General features: G+C 66.5%; 25 protein-coding genes. 12 read left to right on the top strand and 13 right to left on the bottom strand.

Annotation, left to right across the window (positions count from 1 at the left end; translation table 11 throughout):
* Positions 1-434: 434 nt before the first annotated feature.
* The 3 genes from ACWDTF_RS13980 to ACWDTF_RS13990 are packed head-to-tail and all read right to left on the bottom strand — an operon-like array spanning position 435 to position 4,132.
* The gene (locus ACWDTF_RS13980; protein WP_240859110.1) at positions 435-1,451 is read right to left on the bottom strand and encodes an ABC transporter ATP-binding protein; all 1,017 of its coding nucleotides are present in this window, start codon (positions 1,449-1,451) and stop codon (positions 435-437) included.
* Positions 1,452-3,077, bottom strand: coding sequence for an ABC transporter permease subunit (locus ACWDTF_RS13985; RefSeq protein WP_433259576.1), 1,626 nt, complete (start codon positions 3,075-3,077; stop codon positions 1,452-1,454).
* On the bottom strand, positions 3,077-4,132 hold the full coding sequence (locus tag ACWDTF_RS13990) for a thiamine ABC transporter substrate-binding protein (RefSeq protein WP_449754514.1): 1,056 nt from the start codon (positions 4,130-4,132) through the stop codon (positions 3,077-3,079). The genes ACWDTF_RS13985 and ACWDTF_RS13990 overlap by 1 nt, the downstream gene beginning before the upstream one ends.
* Positions 4,133-4,545: 413 nt before the next feature.
* Between ACWDTF_RS13990 and ACWDTF_RS13995 the strand changes: the two genes are divergently transcribed.
* The 4 genes from ACWDTF_RS13995 (at position 4,546) to ACWDTF_RS14010 (ending at position 8,450) form a co-directional block, all read left to right on the top strand.
* Positions 4,546-5,406 carry an Rv1157c family protein gene (locus ACWDTF_RS13995; RefSeq protein WP_449754515.1) on the top strand — a complete coding sequence of 287 codons (861 nt, stop codon included), beginning with the start codon at positions 4,546-4,548 and terminating at the stop codon, positions 5,404-5,406.
* Positions 5,407-5,674: 268 nt separating this feature from the next.
* Positions 5,675-6,535 (top strand): hypothetical protein, encoded by an 861-nt coding sequence (locus tag ACWDTF_RS14000; RefSeq protein WP_355278866.1) that lies wholly within the window; start codon positions 5,675-5,677, stop codon positions 6,533-6,535.
* Entirely contained in the window at positions 6,532-7,761 is a 1,230-nt protein-coding gene (locus ACWDTF_RS14005) for an alpha/beta hydrolase family protein (protein WP_355278864.1), read from the top strand. The genes ACWDTF_RS14000 and ACWDTF_RS14005 overlap by 4 nt, the downstream gene beginning before the upstream one ends.
* Positions 7,758-8,450 (top strand): lysoplasmalogenase family protein, encoded by a 693-nt coding sequence (locus tag ACWDTF_RS14010; RefSeq protein WP_433255570.1) that lies wholly within the window; start codon positions 7,758-7,760, stop codon positions 8,448-8,450. Before ACWDTF_RS14005 ends, ACWDTF_RS14010 begins: the two co-directional genes overlap by 4 nt.
* A 4-nt stretch (positions 8,451-8,454) precedes the next feature.
* Here the strand turns inward: ACWDTF_RS14010 and ACWDTF_RS14015 are convergent, their stop codons facing one another.
* Together ACWDTF_RS14015 and ACWDTF_RS14020 are read right to left on the bottom strand one after the other, a co-directional pair.
* Entirely contained in the window at positions 8,455-9,957 is a 1,503-nt protein-coding gene (locus ACWDTF_RS14015; RefSeq protein ID WP_355277638.1) for a sugar porter family MFS transporter, read from the bottom strand.
* 140 nt (positions 9,958-10,097) lie between these two features.
* Positions 10,098-10,616 carry a hypothetical protein gene (locus tag ACWDTF_RS14020; protein ID WP_240859100.1) on the bottom strand — a complete coding sequence of 173 codons (519 nt, stop codon included), beginning with the start codon at positions 10,614-10,616 and terminating at the stop codon, positions 10,098-10,100.
* Between the two features lie 112 nt (positions 10,617-10,728).
* Between ACWDTF_RS14020 and ACWDTF_RS14025 the strand changes: the two genes are divergently transcribed.
* Positions 10,729-11,304, top strand: a complete 576-nt coding sequence (locus ACWDTF_RS14025; RefSeq protein WP_240859098.1) for an HhH-GPD-type base excision DNA repair protein — start codon at positions 10,729-10,731, stop codon at positions 11,302-11,304.
* A 77-nt stretch (positions 11,305-11,381) separates the two neighbouring features.
* Complete coding sequence (locus ACWDTF_RS14030) at positions 11,382-12,329, top strand: hypothetical protein (RefSeq protein WP_240859096.1); 948 nt, start codon at positions 11,382-11,384, stop codon at positions 12,327-12,329.
* Positions 12,330-12,403: 74 nt separating this feature from the next.
* Here ACWDTF_RS14030 and ACWDTF_RS14035 read toward each other — a convergent pair whose 3' ends face one another.
* Genes ACWDTF_RS14035 through ACWDTF_RS14065 form a run of 7 tightly spaced genes read right to left on the bottom strand, consistent with a single transcriptional unit; the run spans position 12,404 to position 16,535 of the window.
* Positions 12,404-13,756: a WS/DGAT domain-containing protein gene (locus ACWDTF_RS14035; RefSeq protein ID WP_449754516.1), complete on the bottom strand. Its 1,353-nt coding sequence runs from the start codon at positions 13,754-13,756 to the stop codon at positions 12,404-12,406.
* Between the two features lie 25 nt (positions 13,757-13,781).
* Positions 13,782-14,339, bottom strand: coding sequence for an Asp23/Gls24 family envelope stress response protein (locus ACWDTF_RS14040; RefSeq protein WP_355277630.1), 558 nt, complete (start codon positions 14,337-14,339; stop codon positions 13,782-13,784).
* Positions 14,336-14,944: a DUF6286 domain-containing protein gene (locus tag ACWDTF_RS14045; RefSeq protein WP_449754517.1), complete on the bottom strand. Its 609-nt coding sequence runs from the start codon at positions 14,942-14,944 to the stop codon at positions 14,336-14,338. Before ACWDTF_RS14045 ends, ACWDTF_RS14040 begins: the two co-directional genes overlap by 4 nt.
* Positions 14,934-15,452 carry an Asp23/Gls24 family envelope stress response protein gene (locus ACWDTF_RS14050; protein ID WP_433255587.1) on the bottom strand — a complete coding sequence of 173 codons (519 nt, stop codon included), beginning with the start codon at positions 15,450-15,452 and terminating at the stop codon, positions 14,934-14,936. Before ACWDTF_RS14050 ends, ACWDTF_RS14045 begins: the two co-directional genes overlap by 11 nt.
* Positions 15,445-15,627 carry a DUF2273 domain-containing protein gene (locus ACWDTF_RS14055; RefSeq protein WP_240859085.1) on the bottom strand — a complete coding sequence of 61 codons (183 nt, stop codon included), beginning with the start codon at positions 15,625-15,627 and terminating at the stop codon, positions 15,445-15,447. Before ACWDTF_RS14055 ends, ACWDTF_RS14050 begins: the two co-directional genes overlap by 8 nt.
* Positions 15,628-15,633: 6 nt before the next feature.
* Positions 15,634-16,017 (bottom strand): hypothetical protein, encoded by a 384-nt coding sequence (locus ACWDTF_RS14060; RefSeq protein WP_240859083.1) that lies wholly within the window; start codon positions 16,015-16,017, stop codon positions 15,634-15,636.
* A complete protein-coding gene (locus ACWDTF_RS14065; RefSeq protein ID WP_240859081.1) occupies positions 16,014-16,535 on the bottom strand; it encodes an Asp23/Gls24 family envelope stress response protein in 522 nt (173 codons plus the stop codon). Before ACWDTF_RS14065 ends, ACWDTF_RS14060 begins: the two co-directional genes overlap by 4 nt.
* Positions 16,536-16,651: 116 nt before the next feature.
* On the opposite strand from ACWDTF_RS14065, the gene ACWDTF_RS14070 reads away from it, so the two are divergent.
* On the top strand, positions 16,652-17,257 hold the full coding sequence (locus ACWDTF_RS14070; protein ID WP_240859079.1) for an RNA polymerase sigma factor: 606 nt from the start codon (positions 16,652-16,654) through the stop codon (positions 17,255-17,257).
* Positions 17,247-17,714: a hypothetical protein gene (locus ACWDTF_RS14075; protein WP_240859077.1), complete on the top strand. Its 468-nt coding sequence runs from the start codon at positions 17,247-17,249 to the stop codon at positions 17,712-17,714. The genes ACWDTF_RS14070 and ACWDTF_RS14075 overlap by 11 nt, the downstream gene beginning before the upstream one ends.
* 189 nt (positions 17,715-17,903) lie before the next feature.
* Here the strand turns inward: ACWDTF_RS14075 and ACWDTF_RS14080 are convergent, their stop codons facing one another.
* The gene (locus ACWDTF_RS14080) at positions 17,904-19,136 is read right to left on the bottom strand and encodes an acyl-CoA dehydrogenase family protein (RefSeq protein ID WP_240859076.1); all 1,233 of its coding nucleotides are present in this window, start codon (positions 19,134-19,136) and stop codon (positions 17,904-17,906) included.
* Between the two features lie 225 nt (positions 19,137-19,361).
* On the opposite strand from ACWDTF_RS14080, the gene ACWDTF_RS14085 reads away from it, so the two are divergent.
* The 4 genes from ACWDTF_RS14085 (at position 19,362) to ACWDTF_RS14100 (ending at position 26,635) form a co-directional block, all read left to right on the top strand.
* Entirely contained in the window at positions 19,362-21,812 is a 2,451-nt protein-coding gene (locus ACWDTF_RS14085; protein WP_449754518.1) for an acetyl-CoA acetyltransferase, read from the top strand.
* Positions 21,813-22,874: 1,062 nt separating this feature from the next.
* The gene (locus ACWDTF_RS14090; protein WP_240859067.1) at positions 22,875-24,131 is read left to right on the top strand and encodes an AI-2E family transporter; all 1,257 of its coding nucleotides are present in this window, start codon (positions 22,875-22,877) and stop codon (positions 24,129-24,131) included.
* A 114-nt stretch (positions 24,132-24,245) separates the two neighbouring features.
* On the top strand, positions 24,246-25,478 hold the full coding sequence (locus ACWDTF_RS14095; protein ID WP_240859065.1) for an acyl-CoA dehydrogenase family protein: 1,233 nt from the start codon (positions 24,246-24,248) through the stop codon (positions 25,476-25,478).
* Between the two features lie 14 nt (positions 25,479-25,492).
* The gene (locus ACWDTF_RS14100) at positions 25,493-26,635 is read left to right on the top strand and encodes an acyl-CoA dehydrogenase family protein (RefSeq protein ID WP_449754519.1); all 1,143 of its coding nucleotides are present in this window, start codon (positions 25,493-25,495) and stop codon (positions 26,633-26,635) included.
* Positions 26,636-26,677: the final 42 nt, after the last annotated feature.

Consider the following 26,677-nt stretch of genomic DNA (forward strand, 5'->3'; position numbering starts at 1 on the left):
GTCCTCGCGTCCAATCGCACCCTCGAACCGCTTGCTGACATCGCCGCGATCGAACCGAACGACCTGCGGGCAGTCGACGTCAACCTCGCCGTGGGTTGCCGCGGATACTCGAAGAGTTCGGTGACCACTCGCTGACCTGAGGAATTGATCGCGCCCCGCGCGTCCTATTGCTACAGATCCACGACGACTCGCGTCCGCGTGTGGCCGAACGCGAGTTGCGCCGTAGGTTTCAGCCAATATGTGGCACGGATCTACGGCATTGACGTCTGCGTGACACTCCGCGCTCTGCGACCCCGCCCGCCGCACACCGGAAATCGTGCGAGCCGCGGGGCACCCTCCCGTCCAGCATGCGGTTCAGCACGTGCTCACCGCCCAGCCGGCGTTGGGGCGCATCCCGACATAGCAGGGCGGAGCAGCTACTCACGCCCACAAGGTCACTCCCCGATCACCGCCACTCTCTCGCCCACCAGCCGCAAAGCGACTCGATCACCGGTCATGACGTCGTCGGATGCCATCGCGTCGATCTCCCCGACGTCGGTGCCGACGCGGACCTGCCGCCCGGTGGGCAGGTCGATCGCGCGCAGCACCGTCGCGGTTGATGCCGTGCCGTCCACCTCCGGCACCGCCACCACCGAATCCGCACGCAGTCCGATTCGCCGGTCGCCGTCCGGCAGATTCAGCCGCACGCTCCCGAGTGAGCACGAGGCGACACCGCCACTCACCCGCGCGTCGACGATCGTTCGACACCCGAGGAAGCCTGCGGTCCATTCATCCGCCGGTCGACGCCAGAGTTCGCCGGGCGGGGCGGTCTGCACGATCGCGCCCGCGCGCATCACCGAGATCGAATCGGCCATCAGCGCCGCCTCGGTGTGGTCGTGGGTCACGACGATGGTGGGCGTCGCAGCTTCGCGGACGATCTCCGCGATGTCGACCGCGAGCTGATCTCGCAGCCCCCGATCCAGCGCTGCCAACGGCTCGTCGAGCAACAGCAACCGTGGCTGCGGAGCCAGAGCCCTCGCCAAGGCAACCCGCTGCGCCTGACCGCCGGACAGTTCGCCCACCCGACGGTCGGCAAACCCGGGCAGATCCACCAACTCCAGCATCTGCGCCACGCGCTCGCCGATCTGCGCGCGTGGCCAGCGCCGCATCCGCAAACCATAAGCAACATTCGACGTCACAGTCCGACCACCGAACAACTGGCCGTCCTGGAACACGACACCGAAATCGCGCCGATGCACGGCCACATCGGCGAGGTCGTCGCCGTCGAAGCGAATGTCGCCCCGCGCCAACGGTTCCAGACCGGCGATCGCGCGCAACAGGGTGGACTTCCCGCATCCGGACGGTCCCAGCAGAGCGGTGAGGACACCGCCTTGCGCCCCGACTGTCCAGGTCAGTCCGTCGATGACCATCTCGGAGCCGTAACCCACGGCGACGTCGGTGATTTCGAGCATCTAGATCAGCACCCCGTCGCGCGGCCGGAACACTTCCACTCCGACCACCGCGATCGTGGTGGCCGCCACCAGGATCATCGACGCCGCCATCGCGGTGGCGAGGTTGTCGGCACCCGGTCGGCTCAATTCGGATCCGATGAGGACCGGCAGCGTGGTGGTGTCGGCACGGCGCAGAAACGATGCCGCCCCGAATTCCCCAAGGGCCATCACGAACGCGAAACCTCCTGCGGCAGTCAGTGATCTGCCGATGACCGGCAGGTCGACGTCGACGAAGACCCGTACCGGCCGGGCGCCCAGCGACGCCGCGGCGTCCCGGAGTCGTGGCGGTATGGACTCGAGAGCCGGCACCATCACCCGGATCACCAGCGGTATCGCGATCAGCGCCTGCACACATGGGATGACAGCGGGTGACGCGGCGATCTCATACGGCATGGTGGCCAGCACGATGAGATAGCCGAATCCCAATGTCACGGCACTGATCCCGAGGGGAATCATGGCGATCACGTTCGCGATCGCACCGACGGCACCGCGCGACGAATGCAAGGCGAGAGCCGCGAGCACCCCCACCACCAACGCGATCACCATCGCGAGCAGCGCCGTCGTGAGCGAATACCGCAGCGTGTCCAGCGGTGTGATCCCGTTGACAGGACGACCCAGCGCGCGATAGCCGTCGAAGGTCCAGGCCCCACCGGACTCTGGACGCACCGAACGGATGGCGAGGACCACGATGGGGCCGAGCAACAGCAGCCCGGTCCACAGCGCCGCGCCCACCGTTGCCACCCGAATCCACCTGCCCTCGGCCCGGTTTCGATATCTGCCGGAAATGCCACCGGCTCCCGAACCCGCCGGGTTCGTGAACATCCGCGCGAGTATCAGGGCCGCGACCACCACCGCGATCTGCACCATCGACAGCACGACGGCCTCAGGAATCCTGAAGTACCCGATGGCCTGGCTGTAGATCTCGGTCTCCAGAGTCTGCAACTGACCCGCACCCAGGATGATGATCACGCCGAAACTGGTGGAGCAGAACAGGAAGACCAAACCCGCCGACCCCGCGACCGCCGGCAGCAGTCGGGGCAGGACCACCGAGGTGAAGGCACGCACGCGGCTCGCACCCAGCGTGCGGGCCACGTCGGCCACCCGCGGATCGAGCGATCGCCACGAGGCTCCGACCACCCGCACCACCACCGCCACGTTCAGAAATGCATGCGCCATCAGCACAGCACCCAGTCCCGAGCCGATTCCCAAGAAATCCAAAGGCCCGGAAAGCAAGGCGCGGAAGGTGATTCCGACCACGACCGTCGGCAAGACGAAGGGCACGGTGACCACGACGGCGAGCACGAGCGCAGCGGCGCCACCCACGCGCGCGTACAGCCAGACGATCGGGATCGAGACCACGAGCGCAAGCAGGGTCGAGGCGGCCGCCTGCCCCACCGTCACCGCGAGCAGATGCCATGCGTGGGTGCGCTCGAGAATGCCCGAGATCCCGCCCTCGGCGTCACCCGCGTCGGACATCCCTCGCCGCACCAGGGCGAGCACCGGCCACACGAAGAGGACGGCGATGAAGACAGCTGGTATCAGCCGCAGCGCCAGCCGCGCGAGCGCATCACCGAAACGGGTGGCCATCACCGCCCGACGGCGGTGCGCCACTGGTCCTGCCACTTTTCGAGGTTGGCGGCGATGTACACGGGCGGCAGGCTCACCCGCCACGCGGGCACCGGGGCACTTTGCTCCCAGCCGTCGGGCAGCGGTGTGCCCTTCTGCACCGGGTACACATACATCGATCCCGGAAGTTCTTTCTGCACAGTCTGACTCAACATGAAGTCGACGAGCTTGCGGGCCCCGTCGGGATTGCGGGTGCCTTTGAGGATGCCGACGTACTCAACCTGGCCGAAGCAACTGTCGAGCAGAGCTTTCGTTCCGGGGGTTGCGGCCGGCGACGACGCGTAGGACACCACGATCGGCTTTGTGCCGTTCTCTGTGCCCGCGGTGAACTGTCCGTTGTAGGCGGTCTCCCAATCACCGACGATCGTCGCACCGCCCGCCACAACGGTCTTCCAGTAGTTCTGCCACCCCCCGCCGAGCACACCGATCGTGGTGAGCAGAAATGCCATGCCGGGCGACGACGTGCGGGGATCGATCAACACCGACTGACCCGCGTAACGCGGATCGGTGAGATCTCGGAAACTGTCGGGAGGCGCCACCCGATTCTCGGTGTACCACGTGTCGTCGATGTTGAGACACACGTCGCCACGGTCGACGGCGGTCAATTGGTCGGCGGCACCGGGCACCGCATACTCGGCGGCGCCGTCGGCCGCGGCCGGTGGCGTGTAGGCGTCGAATGCGCCGGCCTTGATCGGACGCGATGCGAGGGTGTTGTCGATGCCGTACACGGCGTCGGCCTTCGGCGCTCCCGGCGTCAGCGCCACCGTCGAGGCCAGTTGCCCGGCATCGCCGGCCTTGATGATCTTGAGGGTCAGCCCGGTCTGCTGGCGGAACGCGTCGAAGACCGACTGCGGCAGCACGAAGGAGTCGTGGGTCAGCAGCGTGACCTCGGCACCGGACTGGGCATCGTCGGCACACGCGGCCAGCACCGACGTGGCGAGTGCTGCCGTCGCGACCATCGCGAAGCCATGCCGCCACCACGTGCGAAGCCGTCCACCACGTCGCCGAACACTCATCATGCTCCTCGTGAACATGTCATGTGGCCCGCTCGCTTCGCTCCCGGCGCCACGGTCGTCATGTGGCCCGCTCGCTTCGCTCCCGGCGCCACGGTCGTCATGTGGCCCGCTCGCTTCGCTCCCGGCGCCACGGTCGATGGATTTGCTACCGATCTAACCAGCTGTCGCCCCACCTGCACGACTACCGCCACGCACCGCCACTTTAGTAACAATTGCATCAATAACCTCAGTAATCACAGCAACAACGACCGGGCTACCTGGACATCGCCGGTGAACTGGTGCATAGAATGACCCGCGACAACCGACCCGCCTCGACCCTCTGCACACCGTCGCAGACCACGAGGCGGCACCCGAAACGTTCGGCCTGCGACCGTCACTCCCGCTCTCAGGCCCCGATCGATAGGACACCACCAGTGCGTTTCCCCGGGCCACTGACCCCGCGATCCCGCCGTTTCAGTGGACGTCAACCGGGGCGGTTTGCCTCGGCACGTGTCCTGACCGCAACCGCGGCAGTTGCCGCAGCCGTCTCGCTGGCCCTGCCCGTTGCCGCACACGCAGCACCGACGCCACAGGCCCCCAAGGTGGATCAGCGAGTCTTGGACTCCTTGGGCGCCTTTGCACCGGCGATCATCGGTTCGGTCGCCACGCCGGGACCGGACGGTCGAATCAACGCCGATCTACTCCGCCAGGCCAAGACCCTCGCCGCCGCGCCCGGACTGCCACCCCAGGTGTCGGCGATCTGGCAGTCTGTCATCGACTTCCTCGGCGAACCGGGTCGTCAGGCGGTGGTCCGCCAGATGCGGGCTGCCGAGCGCAAACCCGGTGACCCGGAGATCCCCCAGGGCCCGAACAAGCCCAAGATCCAGGAATTCCTTTATCCGACACTCGGTTTCGGATGCATGGGTCCGGGTGGTAACTCGCTCGGCCGAGCACTCGTCACCGCCGGCCCGCAGAAGGCCCCGGCACCGGGTCCTCGACGCGGCGAGGCCGGCTATGTGTACACGAGCCTCGGCACCGGCCCGGCCATCAACAATCCGACGTCGCGCAAACTCTGGGTGACCTGGCTCAACATCGACACCGGCCGCACCGGTCAGACACAGCTCAAGCGCAATCCGAAGATCAACGTGAAGGAAGGCCCGGGCACCTTCACCGCCATCGCCCGTACCGGCAAGGGACGCATCATCTCCACCATCTATGGCGATGTGACCACCAAGACCAAGGGACGCATCTACACCTGCGGCATCGTGCCGACGATCGGCCTGGCCATCATCTGACGCCCAGCCTGCGACGACCCGGTCGCAGACCCACGACGTATCCCCCATCGCGACACCCCGGCCGCACGGTCGGGGTGTCGTTGTCTACAGCAAGCGTCCGAACAGCAGGAGCACGCCACATTCATCACTCGCCGATCGCGCCGAAGTCACAGCTCGGCTTCGCCACTTGCAGCATCCACCAACCCCGTGCACCCTTTTAACTTGAACAACATCTGTCACATCCGCCCCACGAGACACATGGGGCGGATTGCTCGGTTGAAGGAGCGTCATGGTTTCTCGTCGTTGGTTCACGCCCCTGCGTGCAGGTCTCGTCGGTGCTGCCGTCGCCGCAGCAGTCGTCGGCACATCGGTCACGGCGACCGTTCCCTCAGCCGCGGCCGAACCGCTGATCCCGCCCAACTCGCTGTCGCTGGAAGCAATCCCCTTCGACGGTGAACTCGCGTCCGCTGTCCGCATGCTCAAGGCCGCAGGCGTTGACCAGATGGCGATGCAGGCCGCACAGGCCGTCCTCGGCGCGGTCGGCAAACTGTCACCCGAGGACATCCTCAGTCGCGCGGGTGCCCTGTCCCTGACCGGCGACAAGACACAGGCAGCGCAGGCGCGGCCGGTTGCCGACATGGATCCCACCGCACTGCTCAAGGCCCTGGGTATCCAGACTCTCACCCCGTCGGTCGCCCCGTTCTGCGCCACACCCACCGCCGACAACCCACTCGGCCTGGTGACTGCCGGAGCCGGTGCGGTCGCCGGACCGTGGCCGTTGAAACAGGACCCGCTGCAACCGTTGGCACCCATCATCCGCATGATCCCCGGCGTCAAGGTCCCCGAGAAGCTCAACCTGGTCGGCGAGGGCGAGACCGCCTACGCCTTCGTGCCGGCGACCACCAACTCCGGTCCCGGCGGCAAGATGCAGGTGGCGTGGTTCAACACCACGACGTTCCAGGGCGGGTTCGCCGACCTGAACCCGGTGACCGACCCAGCCACGCTGGCCCTGGTGCGGATGCTGTCCGGTGTGCGCCTGGCGCCGGTCAAGACGGGTAAGGGCACCATCCTCTCCGCAGTCTTCGGCACGGCACAAGTGGGCAACAACACCTGCTTCTTCCTCCCCGCGGTCGGTGTGGTGACGGCATGACGAAGCGCCGGCGGCGACGATCTGCCGCGATCGGTCTGATCGCCGCCGCGATCACCGCGGTCGCGCTGGCCGGCTCGATGCCCACCGCGGGCGCGATTCCCGAGCAGACGACACCGGGCGACACGACAACACCGGTGACCGCGGCCCAACCCGAACCCGCCGCGGACACCGTCGATGCCCGCGGTCCCGGCCAAGCCCCAGGGGTCGTCTACGCCAGCCGTGAACTGCCCCGTGCCCGGATGGTCAGCGGTGCGGCCGACGGCAATGCGTTCACCTACTGGAGCGTGGGTGCCGACGGAAAGCCACATCTGTCCACCGGTGTGCTGATGATTCCGGGCGGGAAATCGCCGAGCGGCGGCTGGCCCATCGTCGCGTGGGCACACGGCTCGCGCGGGATCGCCGACAGTTGCGCACCGTCGGCACGCCCGGTCAAGGCCGACACCGACGAGATGCGCCGATGGCTCGGCCGTGGCTACGCCGTCGTCAGCACCGATTACGCAGGCGTCGGCACACCGGGCACACCTCAGTACTACGACCTCGACGCCACGGCCCGCAACATCGTCGACGCCCTCAAGGCGGCACGGGACATCTCTGATCGGCTCGCCCGCACCTGGGTGGTGGTCGGCGAGGCCCAAGGTGCCTCGGCAGCAATCCATCTGGCCCGCACGGCACCTACCCTGCAGGGATCCAAGCTCGACTTCCGCGGTGCCGCTGCTACCTCGATCCCGGCCGAATTCTCCTCGCTGCTCGACAGTCTCGGACCGGGATCGGGAGTCATGCCGACCGGTCTCGCGGCCGATACGCTCTACACCCTCAGTGCGATCCGCAACGCCCACCGCGACGTCGATCTGAACACCTATCTCACCGACACCGGTAAGCAGTGGCTCGGCAAGGCGTCCACCCTGTGCGCGAACGATCTCGTCCGGCAGGCCAGCGGCCTCGTAATGGGTTCGCTGTTCACCAAACCGCTCGCCCGCAACACCGCGCTCAACGCGTTGCTCACCAAGGCTCTCGCACTACCCACCAAGGGCTTTGTGCGGCCGGTGCTGATGACTCAGTCACTGCAGGACACGTCGGTAGTAGTGCCGACAACACTGAAATATCTGAATGACGCCCGGGCCGACCGACGCGTCACCGCGCGAACCTATCTGACTCTCGACGCAACCCGGTCGAAGCAATTGTCCGAGAACGACACCCGAGCGTTCGTGGCGAGATTGCTGCGATGAGTCCGGTGGGTCCGCGCTGGTGGCGCGCACTGGGAGTCGCCTCCTACGCGACGGCCGCAGCAGCTGCGACGTTCTACGGCGCGACCGGCCCGCGCCGCGCCGCAGCGATGACGAAACCTGTTCCGCTGGCCCTGCTGGGCGGTTATGTCGCCGCCGGGTATCGACGCCGCACACCCCTGGACACCGCGCTGCTCACCGCGATCGTGGCGGCGTCGGCGGCGGGCGACCGTCTGATGCTGCTCGAGGAGTTCGAGACCGACCAGGATGCCAAGGACCGATATCTGCGCTGGGGCGCAAGCGTTTTCGGGGCAGCACAGTTGAGCTATGCCGCGGCGATGCTCCGCGCCGGGGCGCGACCCACGGCACGCCTGCTGGCGCCTCGGCTGGCCATCCTGACCGAGTCGGCGGTGGTCATGGCAGTTCATCGGCCGCGCCTGTTGACCGTCCTCGGGCCCTATGGTCAAAGCTTGGCGTTGATGTCGGCGTTGGCTGCCGATGTCAAGAATCCGCAACCACGCATGCGTATCGGCGGGTGGTTGTTCCTGGCGTCGGATCTGACGATCCTCAATCGTCGTCACCTGATCACGGATCAGCGCGTGCGCACGGCCGCCGAAGTCTGGGTTCTGGCAACCTATTTCGCGGCGCAAGCGTTGCTGGTGAGCGGTCTCGACAAGCTTTCGCGCGACTAGCCGATCAGGTGGCGGGACGAGGCACGGCCGCCGACAGCCGGTCGGCGACACCGTCCATCTCTTCGAGTTCCATCCCCTTGGTCTCCTGAACCCTGCGCAACACGAAGAAAAACGACGCGGCCGAACAGAAGGCGAAGAATCCGTATACCACGCCCAATCCCAGGTGCTCCGATGCCGGCGGGAACAGCATGGAGATGGTGAAGTTGGCGATCCAGTTGACCGCGGTGCAGACACCAAGGGCAACGCCGCGAATGCGGTTGGGGAACATCTCGCCGAGCATCACCCACATCACCGGGCCCCACGTCGCGGCGAAGAACACGACGAACAGGTTGGCTCCGATGAGTGCAACGATGCCCCACGGATCGTCAAGGGTCAGACACTCTTTGGTGGTGTTGCCGGCCTCGCACATCACGTCACCGACGCTGCCCGATTGCTTGTAGGTGGCCTGCGTGAACGCGATACAGGCCATCAGCAGCCCGACGAACATGCCCACCGATCCGGCGAGCAGGAGTTTCTTGCGTCCGATGCGGTCGACGAACAGGATCGCCACAAAGGTCATCGCGACGTTGATGATCGCGGTGATGACCGAGGTCTGGAAGGATGCGCTTTCGCTGAATCCCACGGACTGCCACAGCGTGGTCGAATAGTAGAAGATCGCGTTGATGCCGACGAACTGCTGGAAGATGGCCAACCAGATGCCGATCCACACCAGTGGGTGAAGTCCGAAGGAATGGCCGCGGATGTCGGTGATCGAGGCCTTCGACTCCCGCCGAACGGTCAGTTTGATCTGCTTGACCCGTTCGAGCGGATGCGGTTCACCGGTCACCTCCTGCAGGATCCGCGCGGCCTCCTCGTCGCGGTTGCGACCGACGAGGTAGCGCGGCGACTCCGGAATCGTCAGTGCCAGTAAGCCGTACACCAGCGCCGGGATCACGCCGACGAGGAACATCCACCGCCACGCCTCGAGCCCGAACCACAACTCGTTGGAGGCCGAGCCCGCAGCGTCGGCCAGCAGGGCGTCGGACAACAACGCCGCGAAGATGCCGAGAGTGATGGCAAGCTGCTGCATGGATGCCAGGGCTCCGCGGAAACGCGCGGGCGCGATTTCCGAGATGTAAGCGGGCGCGATCACGGACGCGATACCGATACCGATACCGCCCATCACGCGCCACAGGAGCAGATCCCACACCGTCACGGTGAAGCAGGTACCGATCGCGGAGATCACGAAAAGGACTGCGCCGAGCAGCATTACACGTTTGCGTCCCCACACGTCGGCAAGCCGTCCCGCGAACCACGCGCCGACTGCACATCCGAGCAACGCGACAGCAACCGCGAAGCCGGTGAAGAAGCTGTTCAGGCCGAAGGTGTCCTCGATGGAATCGACCGCTCCGTTGACGACGGAACTGTCGAAGCCGAACAGGAAGCCACCGACGGCCGCGGCGACGCTGACCCCGATGACCTTTGCCGTGCGCTGTTCGGCAACCTCGCGCTGATGAGATTCAGACATGGCGTCGACCTCGCCGTTCGCAGTCCGGGCCTCTCCACGACCGGAGGGGCGCAACAAACCCAGGCTACCCATACGCGGTGCGAACAAACCGGAGATCGGGGCCGCGCGTTTCGGCGACGTGACTCCGCGTCGGCACAACCTCAGGCGGTGGCGCGACCGCTGCAGGTGGACTTCTTGGGGTTGACCATCGGAACAAAGGCCATCGCACCGATCGTCTGGTGGATCGTGAACGCCACCGGACCCGAACCGGGGTGAAGATCTGCTTGCCACCGCACCGACGGTGCGCGGCCGGGCACCGTCACCGAACCCGTGCGACCGGACTGCAGGTTTCGCCAGGTCACCTTGACCACGGCCGTGTACTCCAACGCTTGCGGACGGGTGAGGCTGTAGCCGATGAGCGAGATCGCAGGACCAGGCAGACCGTCTGCCGGGAACCGGATCTGGTTGTACACGTCGACGCGCACCGGCAGCGGGCCCAGCGGCCAGGGGTTCGCGCTACCGCACTTCAGTGTCGTGACGAAATTGGGCTCGGTGTATTCCGGGATCGCACTCGCCGAACCGACCCCGATCGTCGAGGTCAGGGCGACGAAAAGCCCGATCACCACCGCCACAGCCGACTTTCGTCGCCCACCGCGCATCTTCTCCACCCCGTTGATCATGCGGTCAGTCTAGAAGGGCGATCGGCCATCCACGGCGAATTGGGGCAGACGACCCGGTTGGCGTCGGCGATGCGCCCTGCCGCGATACACGCGGTTCTGCCAGACTCGAAGCATGGCCAAATTGCAGATTGCCCAGGACGAGAAGTCCGACGAACTGCTGTCGAGCGATCCGTTCGCGCTGCTGACCGGAATGTTGCTGGACCAGCAGTTTCCGATGGAACGAGCCTTCGCTGGTCCCGCGAAGATCCGGGAGCGGTTCGGCACCATGGATCCGGTCGCGATCGCCGACGCCGACCCCGAGGCGTTCGCCGACCTGTGCGCCACCCCGCCGGCAATCCACCGCTACGGACGGTCGATGGCCGGACGTGTCCAGGCGCTCGCGCGCGTCGTCGTCGACGAGTACGACGGCGACACGTCCCGGATCTGGACCGAGGCGAAAACCGGCGCCGACCTGCTGGCACGCGTCAACGCACTGCCTGGATTCGGCGAACAGAAGGCGAAGATCTTCACCGCGTTGCTGGCCAAGCAGCTCGGCGTCGCTCCACCGGGGTGGACCAAGGTCGTCGGCGATTACGGCAAGAAGGGCTATCGGTCGGTGGCCGATGTGACCGACCCAGAGTCGCTGCAAAAGGTCCGTGACTTCAAGAAGGCCGCGAAGGCCCGGGCCAAGGCGGCCGCAGATGGTTGACCACAGAGAGCTGACGACAGACCGCTGACACCCCAAGTACTCGCAGATGACCATCGCAAGCCACTAGGGTCGGGTTCATGAACCCGAACCAGCCGGACAACACTCCGGTCCGCGCTGCCCCCGACGCCGGGCGTGCAGTCGTCGAAGTGCCGTTCCGTCTGGGTTTCGCGATCACGGGCGTGGTGCTCACCGCAGCCGAATCCGCGGTGACCATCGCCCGCATCACCGCGAACAGCGTGCAGCACGAGGTCAGCCAAGCGATCGGCATGGAGGGCGACGAGCTGGGGAGTGCTCGGACGCCGCTTGCGCTGTTGAGTCAGCTGGCCGAACTCCTCGGCCCCGACCGTCCCTTCGGACGAATCCTGGCCACCGGTGGACCGCTCGAGCGTCTACTCAATCCCAACGGGGTGATCGATCGTCTGACCGCCAAAGATGGCCTGCTCGAGAAGCTGACCGAAACCGGGGGGCTGCTGGATCAGATGGCCGAGGACGGCGGCATCCTGGTCCGGCTCACCGCCAAGGACGGGCCGCTGGATCGGCTCACCCGCCAAGGCGGTGTGGTCGATCAGTTCACCGAGAACGAGGGCATCCTTGAACGACTGACCTCCGAGGGTGGGATCGTCGACAAGCTGACAGCCCCCGACGGTGTGCTGGAGAAGGTGACCGCACCGGGCGGCGTTCTCGACCGGCTCGCCGACGACGGCGGCCTGCTCGACCAGCTCGTCGGCGAAGGCGGAGCCGTGGAGCGGGCGATCGCACCCGGCGGCCCGCTGGATCGGATCACCGAACTCACCGAGGTGATAGGTCAGCTCGCACCCACCCTGCTCGCCATGCAGGAAACCGTCCACGAGCTCGGCGACACCGTCGACCTGCTCAACCAAACAGTCGCGCCGCTCGGCGGCCTCGCCGACCGCCTGCCCAAACGCCTCACCCGCACAAAGGGTTCGGGAACTCCCGGCGGGTCCGGCGGCACCGGCAACGGCGACAGCCCACCCAGCGACCGGAACGGGTACCCGCGCTCCTGAAATGCGCGCCGACCCGTCCCGATGGCTGGTGCGAGGAACGCAGGTATAAGCCCTGGTGAGACAACAATGCTGCCTCACCGGTGGTCGCGAACCGCACCCCGCCCGACTGCACCGATCGCAGCGGTGAGCAACCCGACGTAGCGATCGACGTCGGGCATCACCTCGGGTGAGGTGGTGACCGAGATCGCCACCGCGTCACCGAGTCCGTGCACGCCGTGCGTGAGTCCCTGGGCCGGCGACAGCGCGGGGAATCCGGTGCTGAACAGCACCCGGCCATGTCCGAGGATCAGGTCGTCGGGGCCACGATCAACCGATGACACCACGGTGACTCCGGTGACCGACGCGGGCGGTCTGGTGATGTCGAATTGCCTGACGCCCCAATGTGTCAGCGCTGCCGGTGTCGATTCCGACGCTCGGCGCGCCGCGGCACGCGCCGGAGTCATACTCGCCCGCCTGGCCGCGGCCACCGCATCGGCAATAAGCCGGGACCGCTCGGCGACATCGCCTACGTCGACACGCAAGTCGATCCCGACGTTCCGAAAATTGTTTCGCGCGTGCACATCTCCAGAACCGCCAACCGTGAGTTCGACGCCGAGAGCGCCCTCGGATTCACCCAGGTACGCCGGCAACGCCACGGAGATCGCGGTGAGTGCCGCCACCGTGACGCTCAATGGTGCTGCGCCAATTGAGTCTCTTGGCCCCGTGAGCTTTTCCCGGTCGACCACGATCACTCGCATGCTGCGATCCGCGCCGGATGGACGGTTGAGTGCGGTCGGGACAAAGCCGCCGCCTCCGATGACGGATGGCTCGTCCGACGCCAATCGGTAGGCGTGCATGCCCCGCCAGAACATTTCGGTGACCTGCATGGGTATCCGCGCGAGACCCAGGACCGACGCTCCGATCCTGCGCACTTCGCCGCCCGACGACCCGACGGTCTGGCTCATTCGAGCATCATGATCGGCCGGTGACGCGAGCAACTGTCGAGCGATCTGCGAGGTCACCCGGCCGTCGCCGAGCGCGTGTGCGATCTGTAGCACCACGACCACACCGGCCGAATCCGAACGCGGGACACCAACGAGCGGACCGAACAGATGCAGTCGCCATGGCGCATCCGTGGCCGTCACCTGGTCGGCGATCAGTTCGCCGAGGCGCGCGAGACATTCGGGCCACGTCCGGACCTGCTCGTGCACCCGGATCTGTGTTCGGTCGGCCGTCGCAGCGATCCAGTACGGACGGTCGACCGTGCCCGGCAGGTCCATGATGCACAGATTGAGGTCCGGAATCCGCGACGCCCGCGCGTACAGTTGGTCGGCGAGGGCGGTCATCGAAAGTCCGGTCTCGGCAAAGCAATACACCAGGAACTGATCATTCGGGGTGGCCGCCGAGATCCAATACGACATCGCATCGGCGAATGCCAGTCGCTGCATGCGCGTCACGCTATCCCATTGATGCTCAGTGCCGCGGCTGCTCCAAATGCACAAGCGCCTGCACATGGAGGTCCGACCCGTCCACTGCGGCCCGGATGTCCTCGACGGCGTCGCCGACCACCCCCGCGATTTCGTCGTAGGAGCGCGTCGGACGTGCGCTGACGACCAGTCGGATCATCTTGCGCGACCGGTCATCTGTCGCACGAACCGTCACCGTGTCGAACATCGGGTGCCTTGCGAGATCGTCGGCCACCGCGGACGCGATGAGTTTGGGCGCGACGACAAGGCTTCCGCTGCTGCCGCTGCCGTCGAGAATCAGATCGTCGACCTTTCCGGGCCGGATCATCGAGGTGACCAGACGCCATCCCCACACGACGGCGATCACTGCGATTGCCACCAGCACCCACGGCCAGGCGTTCGTCTCGCTGAACGAGAGTGGTGCGCCCGGATCGATCTCTTCGATCCATCCGGCAACCGGTTCCACACCGGTGCGCCAACAGATCGCACCGACCCCGACCGCCAGGCAAGCCAGGCCGACGATGCCGACCGTGATGCGATGCCACACAGCAGGTATGCGATTCATGCGTCCTCACCTCCACGGCGGACGAGCCGCACCTTTGATGTCATATGCGGCTCCACCCCGTCGAGCACTGCGTCGACGACGCGCGCGATCTCGGCCCGATCGACAGTGTTGCCGTGTGTGGTGACCGTGACCTTGGCGCGACGCCGTCCAACCACCGTCGTGGCGTTCTCGACACCCGGAAGATCACCGACCACCGCGCTGCACCGACGCGCGACATCGCCGCGCCGAGTCCACAGAACCTCGTATCCGACCAGCGATATGTGTGTACGCCGACGCGGTTTGACCGCGACCCACAGCATCCACAGACCGACGACCACGAGCGCGATCGCGGCCGGCCACATCCACTCCCACCATTCGATGTCGGCAAGCCATTGCGCCGCGCTGTGCAGCCACCCCGCGCCGTCGAGCCAACCGAGATAGGCGAGCAGATCTCGGACCGCAACCACCGCGAGTCCGATGAGCGCGATTCCGGCGAACAGTCCGACCATCGCCGCGCCCGGTGTCGCGGCGGGCACGAAGACCTTGCCCGCACCGATGTCTGCCGTCTTGGCAACGGCAGGTTTGGGGTGGCTCGGGGTCGGTGAAACCCCTGTGTCACTGGTCATCTGCGTGCCCCTGGGTGTCGTCGGGGTCGTCAGGTGGCGACGGAAGGTCGACGAACCCGGATTTGTTCTGGCTGGAAGACTCTCGCGAGACGATCTGCGCCACCGTCACATCCACGCGCGACGGTCGAATCCCGGTGAGCCGGGCCAACTCGTCCGCGACGTGCGCGCGAACCTCGACACACACGTCGGTGATCGCGCACGGCCACCTCAGCGCCACCGTCACCGACACCCGAGGCGCCGACTCCGACATGTCGTCGACCCGCGCCTGCGGGTAATCGGCGCCGACAATCGCCCGTCCCGGGCCGCTGCCGGACAGCAGCGACCCGACCACCCCCTGGTATTCGATCACCCCGTCGACCGCGAGAGCCGCTCGCACCGCGATCTTCTCGCCCACCCGGTTCGCGATGACGAGTGCGCCACGGGGATCGTCCACGGCCGGCGCCGTCAAGGCATCCGACGCGGGATTCACGTCGTCGACGCCCCGCTCGACGGTCACCGATTCAGCCACGGTTGCGGCTCCGCAGGAGCGCTCCGAGATCGACCACGCCGTCGCGCTGCAGTCCCAGCGTCAGCCCGACCGCCCCGAGAAGCACCGCGAGCACAAAGCCGCCGAAGCCGCCCGTGGTGGCGGCAATGGCGAGGAGCAGACCTGCGAACAAGCCCAATGTTGCGTTGTTGATCATCGACTTTCACCTTCGCGCCTCTGGTGCTGCGGACAGACTGTTGCCCGCATCGTCCATGGAGTTGTCTGGAGTGGAGTTGTCTGGAGTGGAGTTATCCGGGGTGGAGATGTCTTCGACGGTGACGTTCAGCGGATATCCGACGATCTGTTCACCGGCCGCGCGGGCGGCGGCCGCGACCGTCCGAAGGTCGTGGTCGATGTCGACCACGATGTGTACCTCACCGGAGTCGTCACCGAGCGCCACCCCGCTGACCCGACCGCCGGGCAGGTAGGTGGCGACCTCACCGAAGAGCCCGGCGTGCAGCCCGGTCACGCCCGGCACGTCGCGCACCGCGTCCGCGACGCGCTGCGCCGCGGAACCCGCCGCCGCATCGGTCTCGTCGGTGATCACTGGACTCGGGGTGTTTCCGAACCACTGTCGTCGTCACCGAAACTGATGTCGTGGACGGTGACGTTCACCTCGGTGACCTCCAGGCCCGTCATCTGCTCGATGGCACTGATGACGTTGCGCCGGATCGCGGCGGCGAGTCGATGGATGGCGACGCCGTAGTCGGCGACGATCGAGACATCGACGGCGGCTTGCCTTTCCCCCACCTCGACGTTGATGCCCTGCGTTGTGCTCACCGACGTTCCTGGGAGCACATCGCGCACCTTCCCCACCACCCGTTCGGTGGCGCCACCGACATCGTGGACGCCATCGATCTCGCGGGTCGCGATGCCAGCGATCTTGGCGACCACCGTGTCGGCGATCGAGGTTCTTCCCCGGTCACCGGCAGCGGCCTCGTCACGACGGGCAAGTGCGAGCCCCTTGCCCGCGCCCTTCTCCCCCGATGGGGTCGGTGTGGCGGCGGATCCCTCGTCGGTGCCATCGGTGGCAGTTGCCTCGACGTGTGCTGAGCGGTCGGACACCTCAACCCCTTCGTTCGACGTTTTGCGCTTGTATAAAGTCAGTCGTAGTGAAGACGAAAAGCGCACGACCAAATTCGCGTGATCTAGATCACACCGAAGTGCTGATTCTGTCGGACATGAGCGACGACGAACTTGCCGGCGCAGCGTCCGTCGGCGATTCCGAGGCGTTCGGCATCCTGGTGACGCGGATGTCGCCCGGCCTGCTCCGGTATCTGCGTCGCATGGTCAGTGATCCACAACTGGCCGAGGATCTGGCGCAGGAGACCCTTCTCGCAGCATGGAAAGGGCTACCGGACTTCGAGTTTCGCAGTTCGTTCCGGACCTGGATGTTTGGTATCGCGCACCGCAAGACGGTGGACCATCGTCGACGCCGACGCGAAGTCCCCACCGACGACGAGCAGTTCGTCGATCTGGCCGCGACCGAACCACTGCCCGCCGACGAAGTCGAGCGGTTGACTCTGATCGAGGCACTTCGGGCAGAGTTGCCCAACCTGCCGGCCACGTCCCGCGCGGCCTGGTGGCTTCGCGAGGTCGAGGGACTCAGCACCACCGAGATTGCCAAGGTGCTGCAACTCAGCAACGGTTCGGTCCGGGGGCATTTGCAGAGGAGTCGCAAGTTCCTGTCCACGCGGCTCGCTCCGTGGAAACCACCGCGCGGATCGCCCGGCACGATCAACCATGCAAACACCGACGATCCGAAGGGAGGACACGATGAGCAGTGACATCTATGTCGACGCCGACAACGACGACACCGACGCCTGGCTCGTCGAGGCCGGCCGTCAGATCGACGAACCACAGAGCGACATCGCTCGCCTGATCGCGTCCATCTCCTCTGGACTCGGCCGGACCCTGCGACCTGCACGCACTCTTGCCACCGACGACGCGGCCATCGCGGTGAGCGACCGAGTTGTCAAGCAGCTCATCGCGATCCGTGTTCGACGGGCGCTCGGTCGACTGGTGGTGTTCGCGTCGGTCGATGGCGAAGGCGTCGCGGTGACCGGGGTCCGGATCGGACTGATCGCCCGCTACGGGGACGATTTGCCGACGTTGTCCGACGAGGTACGCGACGTGGTCGACGGCGTCTTGGCCGACACCATCGGAGACGAGCTCAGCGCGCACGCTCGTCGCAATGTGACCGTCCGGTGGCAGGACGTCTACACGCGGGAGTGGCTGACCTGAGCGCGCCTACCGCCCCCACCGCTGATCAAACCGGCCGCCCCACCGCTGATCGAGCCGGGACCGAGGCGCCAGCCGAGGACCCGTGTCGAGATCACATAAGTCACACGAGTGGTCTAGACACGTGTCGAGCTCGCTGCGCTCGCACGTCACGGCTCGACCTGCGCAAGCACGCCTCGAGCATCGATTGCGCTACCGCTTGCCGGCGCTCCAGGCGTACGGGAGGTCAGAGCCGTTGAGGACGTGGTCGCCGACCGACTGCAGCTTGTAGATCAACGGGTTGTGCGCAGAGATGGTGCGCGCATTGCGCCAGTGCCGGTCGAATCGCAGCCGCTCTGAGGTGATCGATGCGCCACCGACCTCGAACAGCTGGGTCACCGCGTCGAGAACAAGCGGAATGACGACACTCTGCGCCCGCGCGACGTCGAACTCCACCCGATCGAGAAGCGCGGTGTCCTCGCCGCCCGCGTCCAGCAGCACGTCGAGTTGGCCGGCGATGTCGAGCACCAGGGTGCGGGCCGCGTAGGCAGCGCCTGCCGCGCGTCCGATCACCTGCTGGACGAGCGGATCCTCACGAGGCAGATCCGCCGGAGCGTGGGTGAAGGTTCTGGTGCGGTTGCGCACCCACTCGGCGACGTCGTCGGTGGCGCGCTGCGCGATGCCGGCGAGCACCGCGAGCTGGACGAGCTGCAGGTACGACGTCGCATAGGTGCGACCCGCCCCACCGTAGCCCGGCCCCAGAACCCGATCATCGGACACTGCAACGGCATTGAACTCGGTAGTGCCACTTGCCGTCAGACGCTGACCGAAGCCGTCCCAGTCGTCGTGCTGGGTCACGCCCTCGGCATTCGCGTCGACAAGGACCGACACCCGCTCGCCATCCTTGTCCGCAGCCACCAGAATGTAGTCGGAGTACAGGCTCCCGGTGCTGTAATACTTTGTGCCGCTGAGCTTCCAGCGCGCACCGTCGGGGGTGAGGGCGGTCTGGTAGCGGTCGATCGCGCCGATTCCCGGTTCGGTGATGGCATTGCCCACCAGCTTGCCGTCGGCCACGGCCCGCAGCCACTGCTCGCGTTCGTCGCCGGCCTCGGCGAGCAGCTGGTCCTCGACAAAGGACCAGTGCACTCGAAGCGCCTGCGGCAGATTGGATTCCGCCGCCGCCAGGTCGATGAGCAGCCGGAACAGCTGCCGGACGGACGCACCGTACCCGCCGAACTCCGTGGGCACCCGTAGCGCACCGAACTTGGCCTCGCGCAGCCAGCCGGCCTCGGTGTAGGCGAGCGCACGATCGTCCTCGCGCTGCACCGCGCCGTCGGCAATCCGGGCGAAGATCGGCGCAAAGATCGCGTCGAGTTCCGCGTCGGAATGGCCGGCGCGAGTTTGCGGGTCGACGGATTGCTCGGAGTTGGGGACGGTCGCGGTCACCGGGTGTCCTTTCGGCTGCTGTCAGGTCGCCGGTCAGTTTCTACCGGCAGCCAAGGCGCAGCCACGTTTGCAACCGGACTGATCGCAACCGGGCCTCCTGACGGGCGGGTGGATGTCGTCGCGATCCCCGACACCAGGTAGAACGTAGGGAACAGCATTCGACACTGTGCCGATGCCGACTGTCATCGTCGCCGGGTGTCGCCGTTCGACGCAGGAAGGCAACCCATGGCGATCACTGCCGCGCCGAATCCCCCCAACCCCAACTCCCCCGACCTCGAGTCCCCGGAGCTCGATTCCCTGGACCCGCACACCCCGGTCATCGTCGGGGTCGGGCAGGCTGCCGAGCGGCTGACGGACCCCGGTTACGAGGCGCTGGGCGAGGCCGACCTCGCGTCGCGTGCGGTGAACGTCGCGATCGCCGACACCAACGCCGACAGTGTCGCGATCACGCAGGCCGTCGACACGGTGGTCGCCGTCCGGTCGTTCGAGATCTCGAGTCCCCTGTCCAGGTCGCCGCTCGGACGGCCAGACAACATGCCCCGGGCGGTGGCCGGACGCGTCGGGATCGATCCCCGGCGTGCCATCCAGTCGGTCACCGGAGGTCAGACACCGCAGGCGCTGGTCACCGAACTGGCGGCAGAGATCGCCGGGGGCCGCTCGTCGGGCGCGGTGCTCTTCGGTTCCGAGGTGATGTCGACCGTGCGCGACCTGATGACACGTCCCGAGTCCGACCGTCCGAATTTCACCGAGCAGGTCGGTGGGCAACTCGAGGACCGTGGCTTCGGCATTCGGGGCATGACCAGCCTCACCGAGGCACGCCACGGAATGACCGCCCCGGTCAATCAGTACGCGCTCCTGGAGAACGCTCGCCGACATCGCACCGGGCTCAACCGAGAGGCCTACGCGCAGGAGATGGGCGCTCTGTTCGCGCCGATGACGCGGGTGGCCGCGGCCAACCCGTTCGCAGCACGGCCGACCGAGCAGACGGCCGACGAACTCGTGACGGTCGACGAGTCCAACCGCAAGGTCGCCGAACCCTTCACCCGACTCCTCGTCGCCCGCGACCAGGTCAATCAGGCGGCCGCGGTCATCGTCATGTCGGTGGCCGCCGCGCGCGCAGCCGGCATCGATCCGGCTCGTTGGGTGTTCTTGCACGGACATGCCGAACTGCGGGAGCAGACACTCATGGCGCGGCCCGATCTGAGCGTCGCACCGGCCGCCGCCGCGGCGCTCGATCACGCTCTCGACGTCGCCGGAATCACGCTCGACGACGCGGCACACCTCGACATCTACAGCTGCTTTCCGATCGCCGTGTTCAACATCTGCGACGCCTTCGGCCTGCGGGCCGAGGATCCGCGCGGCCTGACCGTCACCGGCGGACTCCCCTACTTCGGCGGCCCGGGCAACAACTATTCGATGCACGCGATCGCCGAGATCGTCGGACGCGTGCGGCGCGCACCGGGCGACTACGGCGTCGTCGTCGCCAACGGCGGCATCCTCAGCAAACACGCTGTCGGCATCTACTCCACCACTCCGGCCACGTGGCGCACCGACGACAGCACGGCGATCCAGGAGCGCCTGGACTCCGCGCCAGGTGTCGCACGGTGCGACGACGCCGACGGTGCCGCGACGGTCGAAACCTTCACCGTGATCCATCACAAGGGCGGTCGGCGCACCGCAATCGTGATCGGCAGACTGGACGACGAGACGACGGATGCGCCCGGCCCGCGGTTCGTGGCGAACACCGATCCCGACGACACCGAGTTGCTCGACATCCTCGATGCGCGTGATCCGATCGGTATGCCGGTGGTGGTGCGGTCGACGACGGATGGCAACCGCGTGTACGCAAGCGCCGAGTCGCTGCGGCGACTCCACCCGCCGACCACGCCCGGATTTCGGGATTCCTACGAGCACATCGAGATTCGACGTGATGGCCACCTCCTCGAGGTGACGATCAACCGGCCTGAGGCACGCAACGCGCTGCATCCGGCCGCGAATGCCGAACTCGACTCGGTGTTCGACGCCTACTTCGCCGACCCCGAACTCTGGGTGGCCATCCTGACCGGCAAGGGCGACAAGGCTTTTTCCGCGGGCAACGATCTGGCGGCCACCGCGAGCGGTGCGATGTTCTCGGTACCGAAGAACGGCTTCGCGGGTCTCACCTCCCGTCCCAGCCTACCCAAACCGGTGATCGCGGCGGTCAACGGCTTCGCCCTCGGCGGTGGATGCGAGATCGCACTCGCCTGCCACATCATCGTGGCCGACGAGGACGCGACGTTCGGGTTGCCCGAGGTGCGCGTCGGACTCGCGGCGGCGGCCGGTGGACTGGTTCGGCTCCCACGCGCGGTCGGGCCCGCACTGGCCCGCGACATGATCCTCACCGGACGTCGGCTGTCGGCGAGCGAGGCGGCCGCGGCCGGCCTGGTGAGCCGAATCGCGCCGAGCGGCAAGGTACTCGAAACCGCGCGCGGCGTCGCCGAGGAGATCCTCGCGGGCTCACCGGTGTCGGTGCGGGCATCGCTTCAGACCATGGAGGAGACGTCGGCCATCGCCGACACGATCGCCGCAGTCGGTGCGAGCACCACCGTTCTCGACACCCTCATCAGCAGCAGCGACACCATCGAAGGCATCACCGCCTTCGTGATGAAGCGGCCGCCGAAGTGGTCGGGTCACTGATCCGAAGATCGGTGTGCCGGTCGTCCAGCTCATCGGTCTGCTGGTGATCTGGCTCGCGTCGGACAAGCCCGAAATCGTCTGTGCCGTCTACCTTGTCGCGAGCACTGCCTTCGGCCTCCTGACCTGAGGAAATCTGTACCTGGGAGCCCAGTCAGATGCACAGTGCACGTGGTCGGGCTGGGGCGTACAGATATCCGACGGGGTGGGCAGTGCGCTCCCCGCGGTATGACCGGGTCGCCCCGGGAGTTGGCGACCGAAACGGTCGCCGTGAGGTGTCTCCGAGGGCAATCCTCCCTTGGTGGCACCTCAGGAGGACCGTTCTGGACGGCTTGGCTCTTCCCGCACCCGCGATCGCCGACGCAGGCGGCGGGCGGTCCGCTGATCCGAAGAGTTCGGTGACCACAGCGCTGAACTGGGCAAATACGATAGTGCCGTGCCCACGAAAGTTAGGGGAAGAACTTCTTCCCCGGGGTTCGTAGTCGTCCGCGCGAATTTTCTGGGGGAGGACTCCAAGGGTAGGGGACGAGTTTTCTTCCCCTACTTTTGTGGGCGCACGTGCCTGGCGTCGCCTTCGGCGGAACGCGACGACCGACAGCCGGTGACTGAGATCGGGCCCGTCAGCGTCCGCTTCCGGGATATACCCGGAGGACCACCGTCAGGGGCCCGATCCTGGCCGCCGGTCCTGCCCTCTTCCCGCTTCCACGATCGCCGACGCAGGCGGCGGGTGGGTCGCTGACTCGATGAGTACCGCCTTCGGCCTCCTGAACTGGGGGAATAGAGCCTGCCGCGGTTGGCTCAAGGCAGTGCTACCGACACTCTGTGTCCTGTTGGAGAGTCTGTGTGCTGTAGCACCCAGCTGACCCGATTCGACACTGGGTGTGGCTAGGCCGCTGGCTCGCACCTAGCCAGCGGAGGCAGAGGCTTCGACGTCCGCGGGCTCGAGCCGACCGTTCATCTGAAACGGATGGAATGCCCGTGTCGCGATGCGCCGCACCACCCCCATGATGAACACTTGTTCCCGGCGGTTCCCCGATCGGGGAACGGGCGAGCTCATGGAGGCAGATGGTGGCGAGGCACAAGTCGGAGAAGTCGGCATCCGCGGCACCGGTATCGGCGCGCTCACCCGAGTCCCAACGTCTCGACCCGCCGTCGTGGACGCTGCCGCGCGGCACGATCGTTCTGCTCACCATCGCCGGCATGGTGGTCGCGATCGGCGGCATCAAGGCGGTGTCGGGACTTGTCGGCCCCATCTTCCTCGCGCTGATGCTGACGGTGGCGGTACAGCCGGTCCCGGTGTGGTTACGGCGCAAGGGCTGGCCACGGTGGGCGTCGTTCCTGGTGACGGTGCTGCTGGTGTACGGCATCCTCATCACGCTGTTCGCGTCGCTGGCCTTCTCGCTGGCGCGTCTGGCGACGATCCTGCCTACCTACAGCGCCAAGTTCGACGACCTGATCAAACAGTTCCAGAGCTTCCTGACCGATCACGGGGTCAGCCAGGACAAGGTCCACCAGATGCTCTCCAACACCGATTCGAGCAAGGTGGTCTCGGTGGTCGGCGACCTTCTGTCCAGCACCCTCAACGTGACCAGCGCGCTCGTGTTGGTGCTCGCCCTGTTGCTGTTCATGTCCGCCGACGCGGTCGGCTATGACGACAAGATGGCCGAACTGAACCGCACCCGGCCCGACATCGCCTCCGCGTTCTCGTCGTTCTCGCGGGGAACCCGGAGTTATCTGGTGGTGACCACGGTCTTCGGACTCATCGTCGCCGTTCTCGACACCGGTGCGCTCGCCCTGATGTCGGTCCCGTTACCGGTTCTGTGGGGTCTGCTCTCGTTCATCACCAACTACATCCCCAACATCGGTTTCGTCATCGGGGTCATCCCACCTGCGCTGCTCGCACTGCTCGACGGCGGTTGGGACAAGATGCTCTGGGTCATCGTGGTGTACAGCGCAATCAACGTGATCATCCAGTCGGTGATCCAACCGAAATTCGTCGGCGACGCCGTCGGTCTGTCGACCACTCTCACCTTTGTGTCACTGATGTTCTGGGCGTGGGTGATCGGACCACTCGGCGCCATCCTCGCCGTCCCGCTTACCCTCATGGCGAAGGCGCTGCTCATCGACATCGACCCGGCGACCAAATGGGCCGACGTGCTGCTCTCCTCGTCGGCAAGCGGCAAGAAGGACACCGAACCCGATGCCGACGGTGATGCACCGGACGGTGATTCGCCCGGCGAGGCGGAATCCGTCGCGGTTGCGAAATCCGACGGGCCCGACGATTCCGGCCCCACACCCGAGGCAGCACCGGCACCATCGTGATGTGACCCCGATCGACGCCGATCACACCCAGGACTTCGCCGGTCCTGGGTCATTCGGTAGATTCTCAGATACAGAATCTGATCACACCCGTTTACAGATAGGTTTCGCCCGCTCATGGACATGAACTGGTCCCCGGCCGACGCCGCGTTTCGCGATGAGGTCCGCGCGTTTCTCGACGAGAAGCTGACCCCCGACCTGCGCGCCGCAGGCACATTACGGACGAGCGTTTACTCCGATCACGAAGCATCGATGACCTGGCAGGCAATCCTGCACGAACGCGGCTGGGCCGCCCCGGCCTGGCCGGTGGAGTACGGGGGCTGCGACTGGTCGCTGACCCAGCACTACATCTTCAGCCGCGAGTCGATCCTGGCCGGCGCTCCCGCCTTGTCGCCCATGGGAATTCGCATGGTGTCGCACGCCATCATGGCCTTCGGCACCCAGGAGCAGAAGGATTTCTTCCTGCCCGGCATCCTCGACGGCAGCGTGTTCTTCTGTCAGGGATACTCCGAACCGGAGGCAGGCTCCGACCTCGCGTCGCTCTCGATGGCGGCGGTCAGTGACGGCGACGACCTGGTGGTCACCGGCAGCAAGATCTGGACCACTCACGCCTCGGAGGCCAACTGGATCTTCTGCCTCGTCCGCACCTCGCGACTCGAGCGTAAGCAGCAGGGCATCACCTTCGTGCTGATCGATATGAACGATCCCGGCATCGAGGTGCAACCGCTGGTGTTCGCCTCCGGCGAGCAGGTCCAGGCGCAGGTGTTCTTCGACGGTGTGCGGGTGCCCAAAAAGAACGTACTCGGCACCATCGACGACGGCTGGACCGTCGCCAAGTACCTCCTCGTCTTCGAGCGTGGCGGCGGTGCGGCCGCACCTGCCCTGCAGGTCATGGCCGACAACATCGGCACCGACGCGGCCGGTGTCGTCGCGCCCGACGGCGGCCCGCTGTCGGAGTACCCGGCGTTCGCCCACAAGCTCGCCGATCTGAAGGTCCGCGCCAAGATCCTCGAGATCCTCGAGTACCGGGCGCTGGCGGCGATGACGTCGGGCAAGGACCCCGGCTCGATCGCATCGATGCTCAAGATCCTGGGTACCGAACTGAGCCAGGAGATCACCACCCTCGCCCTGGAGGCCGCCGGCCCGCACGGGCGCGCGTTCCAGCCGCATGCCGCGAAGCCGGGCGGGCCGATCGCCCAGTACACCCCGCCGACCGACGGTTACGTCAGTGGCGAGCCGTGGCAGGCCGTGGCCCCGCTGCACTACTTCAACGACCGCGCCGGCTCGATCTACGCCGGCAGCAACGAAATTCAGCGCAACATCCTGGCCAAGGCCGCACTGGGACTCTAGAGAAGACGAGACTGATGGATTTCACACTGACCCCGGAGCAACAACTTCTCTCCGATGGGCTGAACAAATTCCTGGACGCCCGCTACGACCTGCAGGCCAGCCGCGAAGCGGTCAAGGTCGGCGCCGGCTGGCAGCCAGAGATCTGGCGAGCACTCGTCGAAGAACTCGGCGTCGTGGGCGCCTGCTTACCCGAAGCGGTGGGCGGCGACGACGGCGGGCCCGAGGAACTGATGGTGGTGACCGAGGCCCTCGGCCACGCGCTCGTCGTCGAACCGTTCGTCGACTCGGTGGTGCTCGGCGCACGCCTGCTGCACGCAACGACAGCCGCACCGGCGCTGGCCGCCGCCGAACGGATCGCATCCGGCGAAGCCGTGAGTGCACTTGCCGCGCTGGAGGATTCGTCCGGTGGCAACCTGTCCCGTATCGCCACCAGCGCCGAACGCGACGGTGACGAATGGGTTCTGAACGGTGCCAAGGCCGTCGTCACCTCGGCTCCGCTGGCCGACTATCTGATCGTCAGTGCCCGCACCGCGGGCGAACCCGACGACCCGGCCGGCGTCTCGCTGTTCCTCGTCGAACTCGGCGACGGCGCGCTGGCAGGTATCACGTCACACCCGGTGCGCACCATCGACGATCGGCTCGCCGCCGACCTCGTGTTCACCGACGTCCGCCTGCCTGCCGACGCCCTGATCGCCGAGGGTGCCATCGATCTGCTCGAACGTGCCTGGGACGAGGCGACCGCTGCGGTGGTGTCCGAGGCCGTGGGCCTGATGCGCAAGGTCTTCACCGACACCGTCGAATATGCCAAGCAGCGCCAGCAGTTCGGCGTCCCGATCGGCAGCTTCCAGGCGCTGCAGCACCGCATGGTCGACATGCACCTGGAACTCGAACAGTCGGTCGCCGCGCAGTACTTCGCGATTCTGTCGCTGGACGCACCGGCCGCCGAGCGTGCAGCGGCGGTGTCCGCGGCCAAGGCGACGATCAGCCGCGCGGCACGGTTCATCGGTCAGAACGCGGTGCAGCTGCACGGCGGCATGGGTATGACCGAGGAACTCGCGATCGGTCACTACTTCAAGCGTCTGACCGCGATCGAGTACGAATTCGGCACTGCCGACGCACACATCGCCCGGTTCGCCGCTGCCACCTCTGCCGGCTGACGACACCACATCGACAAGGGGCGCCACGGATCTAGTGGCGCC

The sequence above is a fragment of the Gordonia sp. NPDC003422 genome (assembly GCF_053588675.1).

Excerpts from the sequence above, each read along its gene's own strand:
- ACWDTF_RS13980 (WP_240859110.1), bottom strand. The coding sequence starts at position 1,451 with ATGCTCGAAATCACCGACGTCGCCGTGGGTTACGGCTCCGAGATGGTC.
- ACWDTF_RS13985 (WP_433259576.1), bottom strand. The coding sequence starts at position 3,077 with ATGGCCACCCGTTTCGGTGATGCGCTCGCGCGGCTGGCGCTGCGGCTG.
- ACWDTF_RS13990 (WP_449754514.1), bottom strand. The coding sequence starts at position 4,132 with ATGAGTGTTCGGCGACGTGGTGGACGGCTTCGCACGTGGTGGCGGCAT.
- ACWDTF_RS14000 (WP_355278866.1), top strand. The coding sequence starts at position 5,675 with ATGGTTTCTCGTCGTTGGTTCACGCCCCTGCGTGCAGGTCTCGTCGGT.
- ACWDTF_RS14005 (WP_355278864.1), top strand. The coding sequence starts at position 6,532 with ATGACGAAGCGCCGGCGGCGACGATCTGCCGCGATCGGTCTGATCGCC.
- ACWDTF_RS14010 (WP_433255570.1), top strand. The coding sequence starts at position 7,758 with ATGAGTCCGGTGGGTCCGCGCTGGTGGCGCGCACTGGGAGTCGCCTCC.
- ACWDTF_RS14015 (WP_355277638.1), bottom strand. The coding sequence starts at position 9,957 with ATGTCTGAATCTCATCAGCGCGAGGTTGCCGAACAGCGCACGGCAAAG.
- ACWDTF_RS14020 (WP_240859100.1), bottom strand. The coding sequence starts at position 10,616 with ATGATCAACGGGGTGGAGAAGATGCGCGGTGGGCGACGAAAGTCGGCT.
- ACWDTF_RS14025 (WP_240859098.1), top strand. The coding sequence starts at position 10,729 with ATGGCCAAATTGCAGATTGCCCAGGACGAGAAGTCCGACGAACTGCTG.
- ACWDTF_RS14030 (WP_240859096.1), top strand. The coding sequence starts at position 11,382 with ATGAACCCGAACCAGCCGGACAACACTCCGGTCCGCGCTGCCCCCGAC.
- ACWDTF_RS14035 (WP_449754516.1), bottom strand. The coding sequence starts at position 13,756 with ATGCAGCGACTGGCATTCGCCGATGCGATGTCGTATTGGATCTCGGCG.
- ACWDTF_RS14040 (WP_355277630.1), bottom strand. The coding sequence starts at position 14,339 with ATGAATCGCATACCTGCTGTGTGGCATCGCATCACGGTCGGCATCGTC.
- ACWDTF_RS14045 (WP_449754517.1), bottom strand. The coding sequence starts at position 14,944 with ATGACCAGTGACACAGGGGTTTCACCGACCCCGAGCCACCCCAAACCT.
- ACWDTF_RS14055 (WP_240859085.1), bottom strand. The coding sequence starts at position 15,627 with ATGATCAACAACGCAACATTGGGCTTGTTCGCAGGTCTGCTCCTCGCC.
- ACWDTF_RS14070 (WP_240859079.1), top strand. The coding sequence starts at position 16,652 with ATGAGCGACGACGAACTTGCCGGCGCAGCGTCCGTCGGCGATTCCGAG.
- ACWDTF_RS14075 (WP_240859077.1), top strand. The coding sequence starts at position 17,247 with ATGAGCAGTGACATCTATGTCGACGCCGACAACGACGACACCGACGCC.
- ACWDTF_RS14085 (WP_449754518.1), top strand. The coding sequence starts at position 19,362 with ATGGCGATCACTGCCGCGCCGAATCCCCCCAACCCCAACTCCCCCGAC.
- ACWDTF_RS14090 (WP_240859067.1), top strand. The coding sequence starts at position 22,875 with ATGGTGGCGAGGCACAAGTCGGAGAAGTCGGCATCCGCGGCACCGGTA.
- ACWDTF_RS14095 (WP_240859065.1), top strand. The coding sequence starts at position 24,246 with ATGGACATGAACTGGTCCCCGGCCGACGCCGCGTTTCGCGATGAGGTC.
- ACWDTF_RS14100 (WP_449754519.1), top strand. The coding sequence starts at position 25,493 with ATGGATTTCACACTGACCCCGGAGCAACAACTTCTCTCCGATGGGCTG.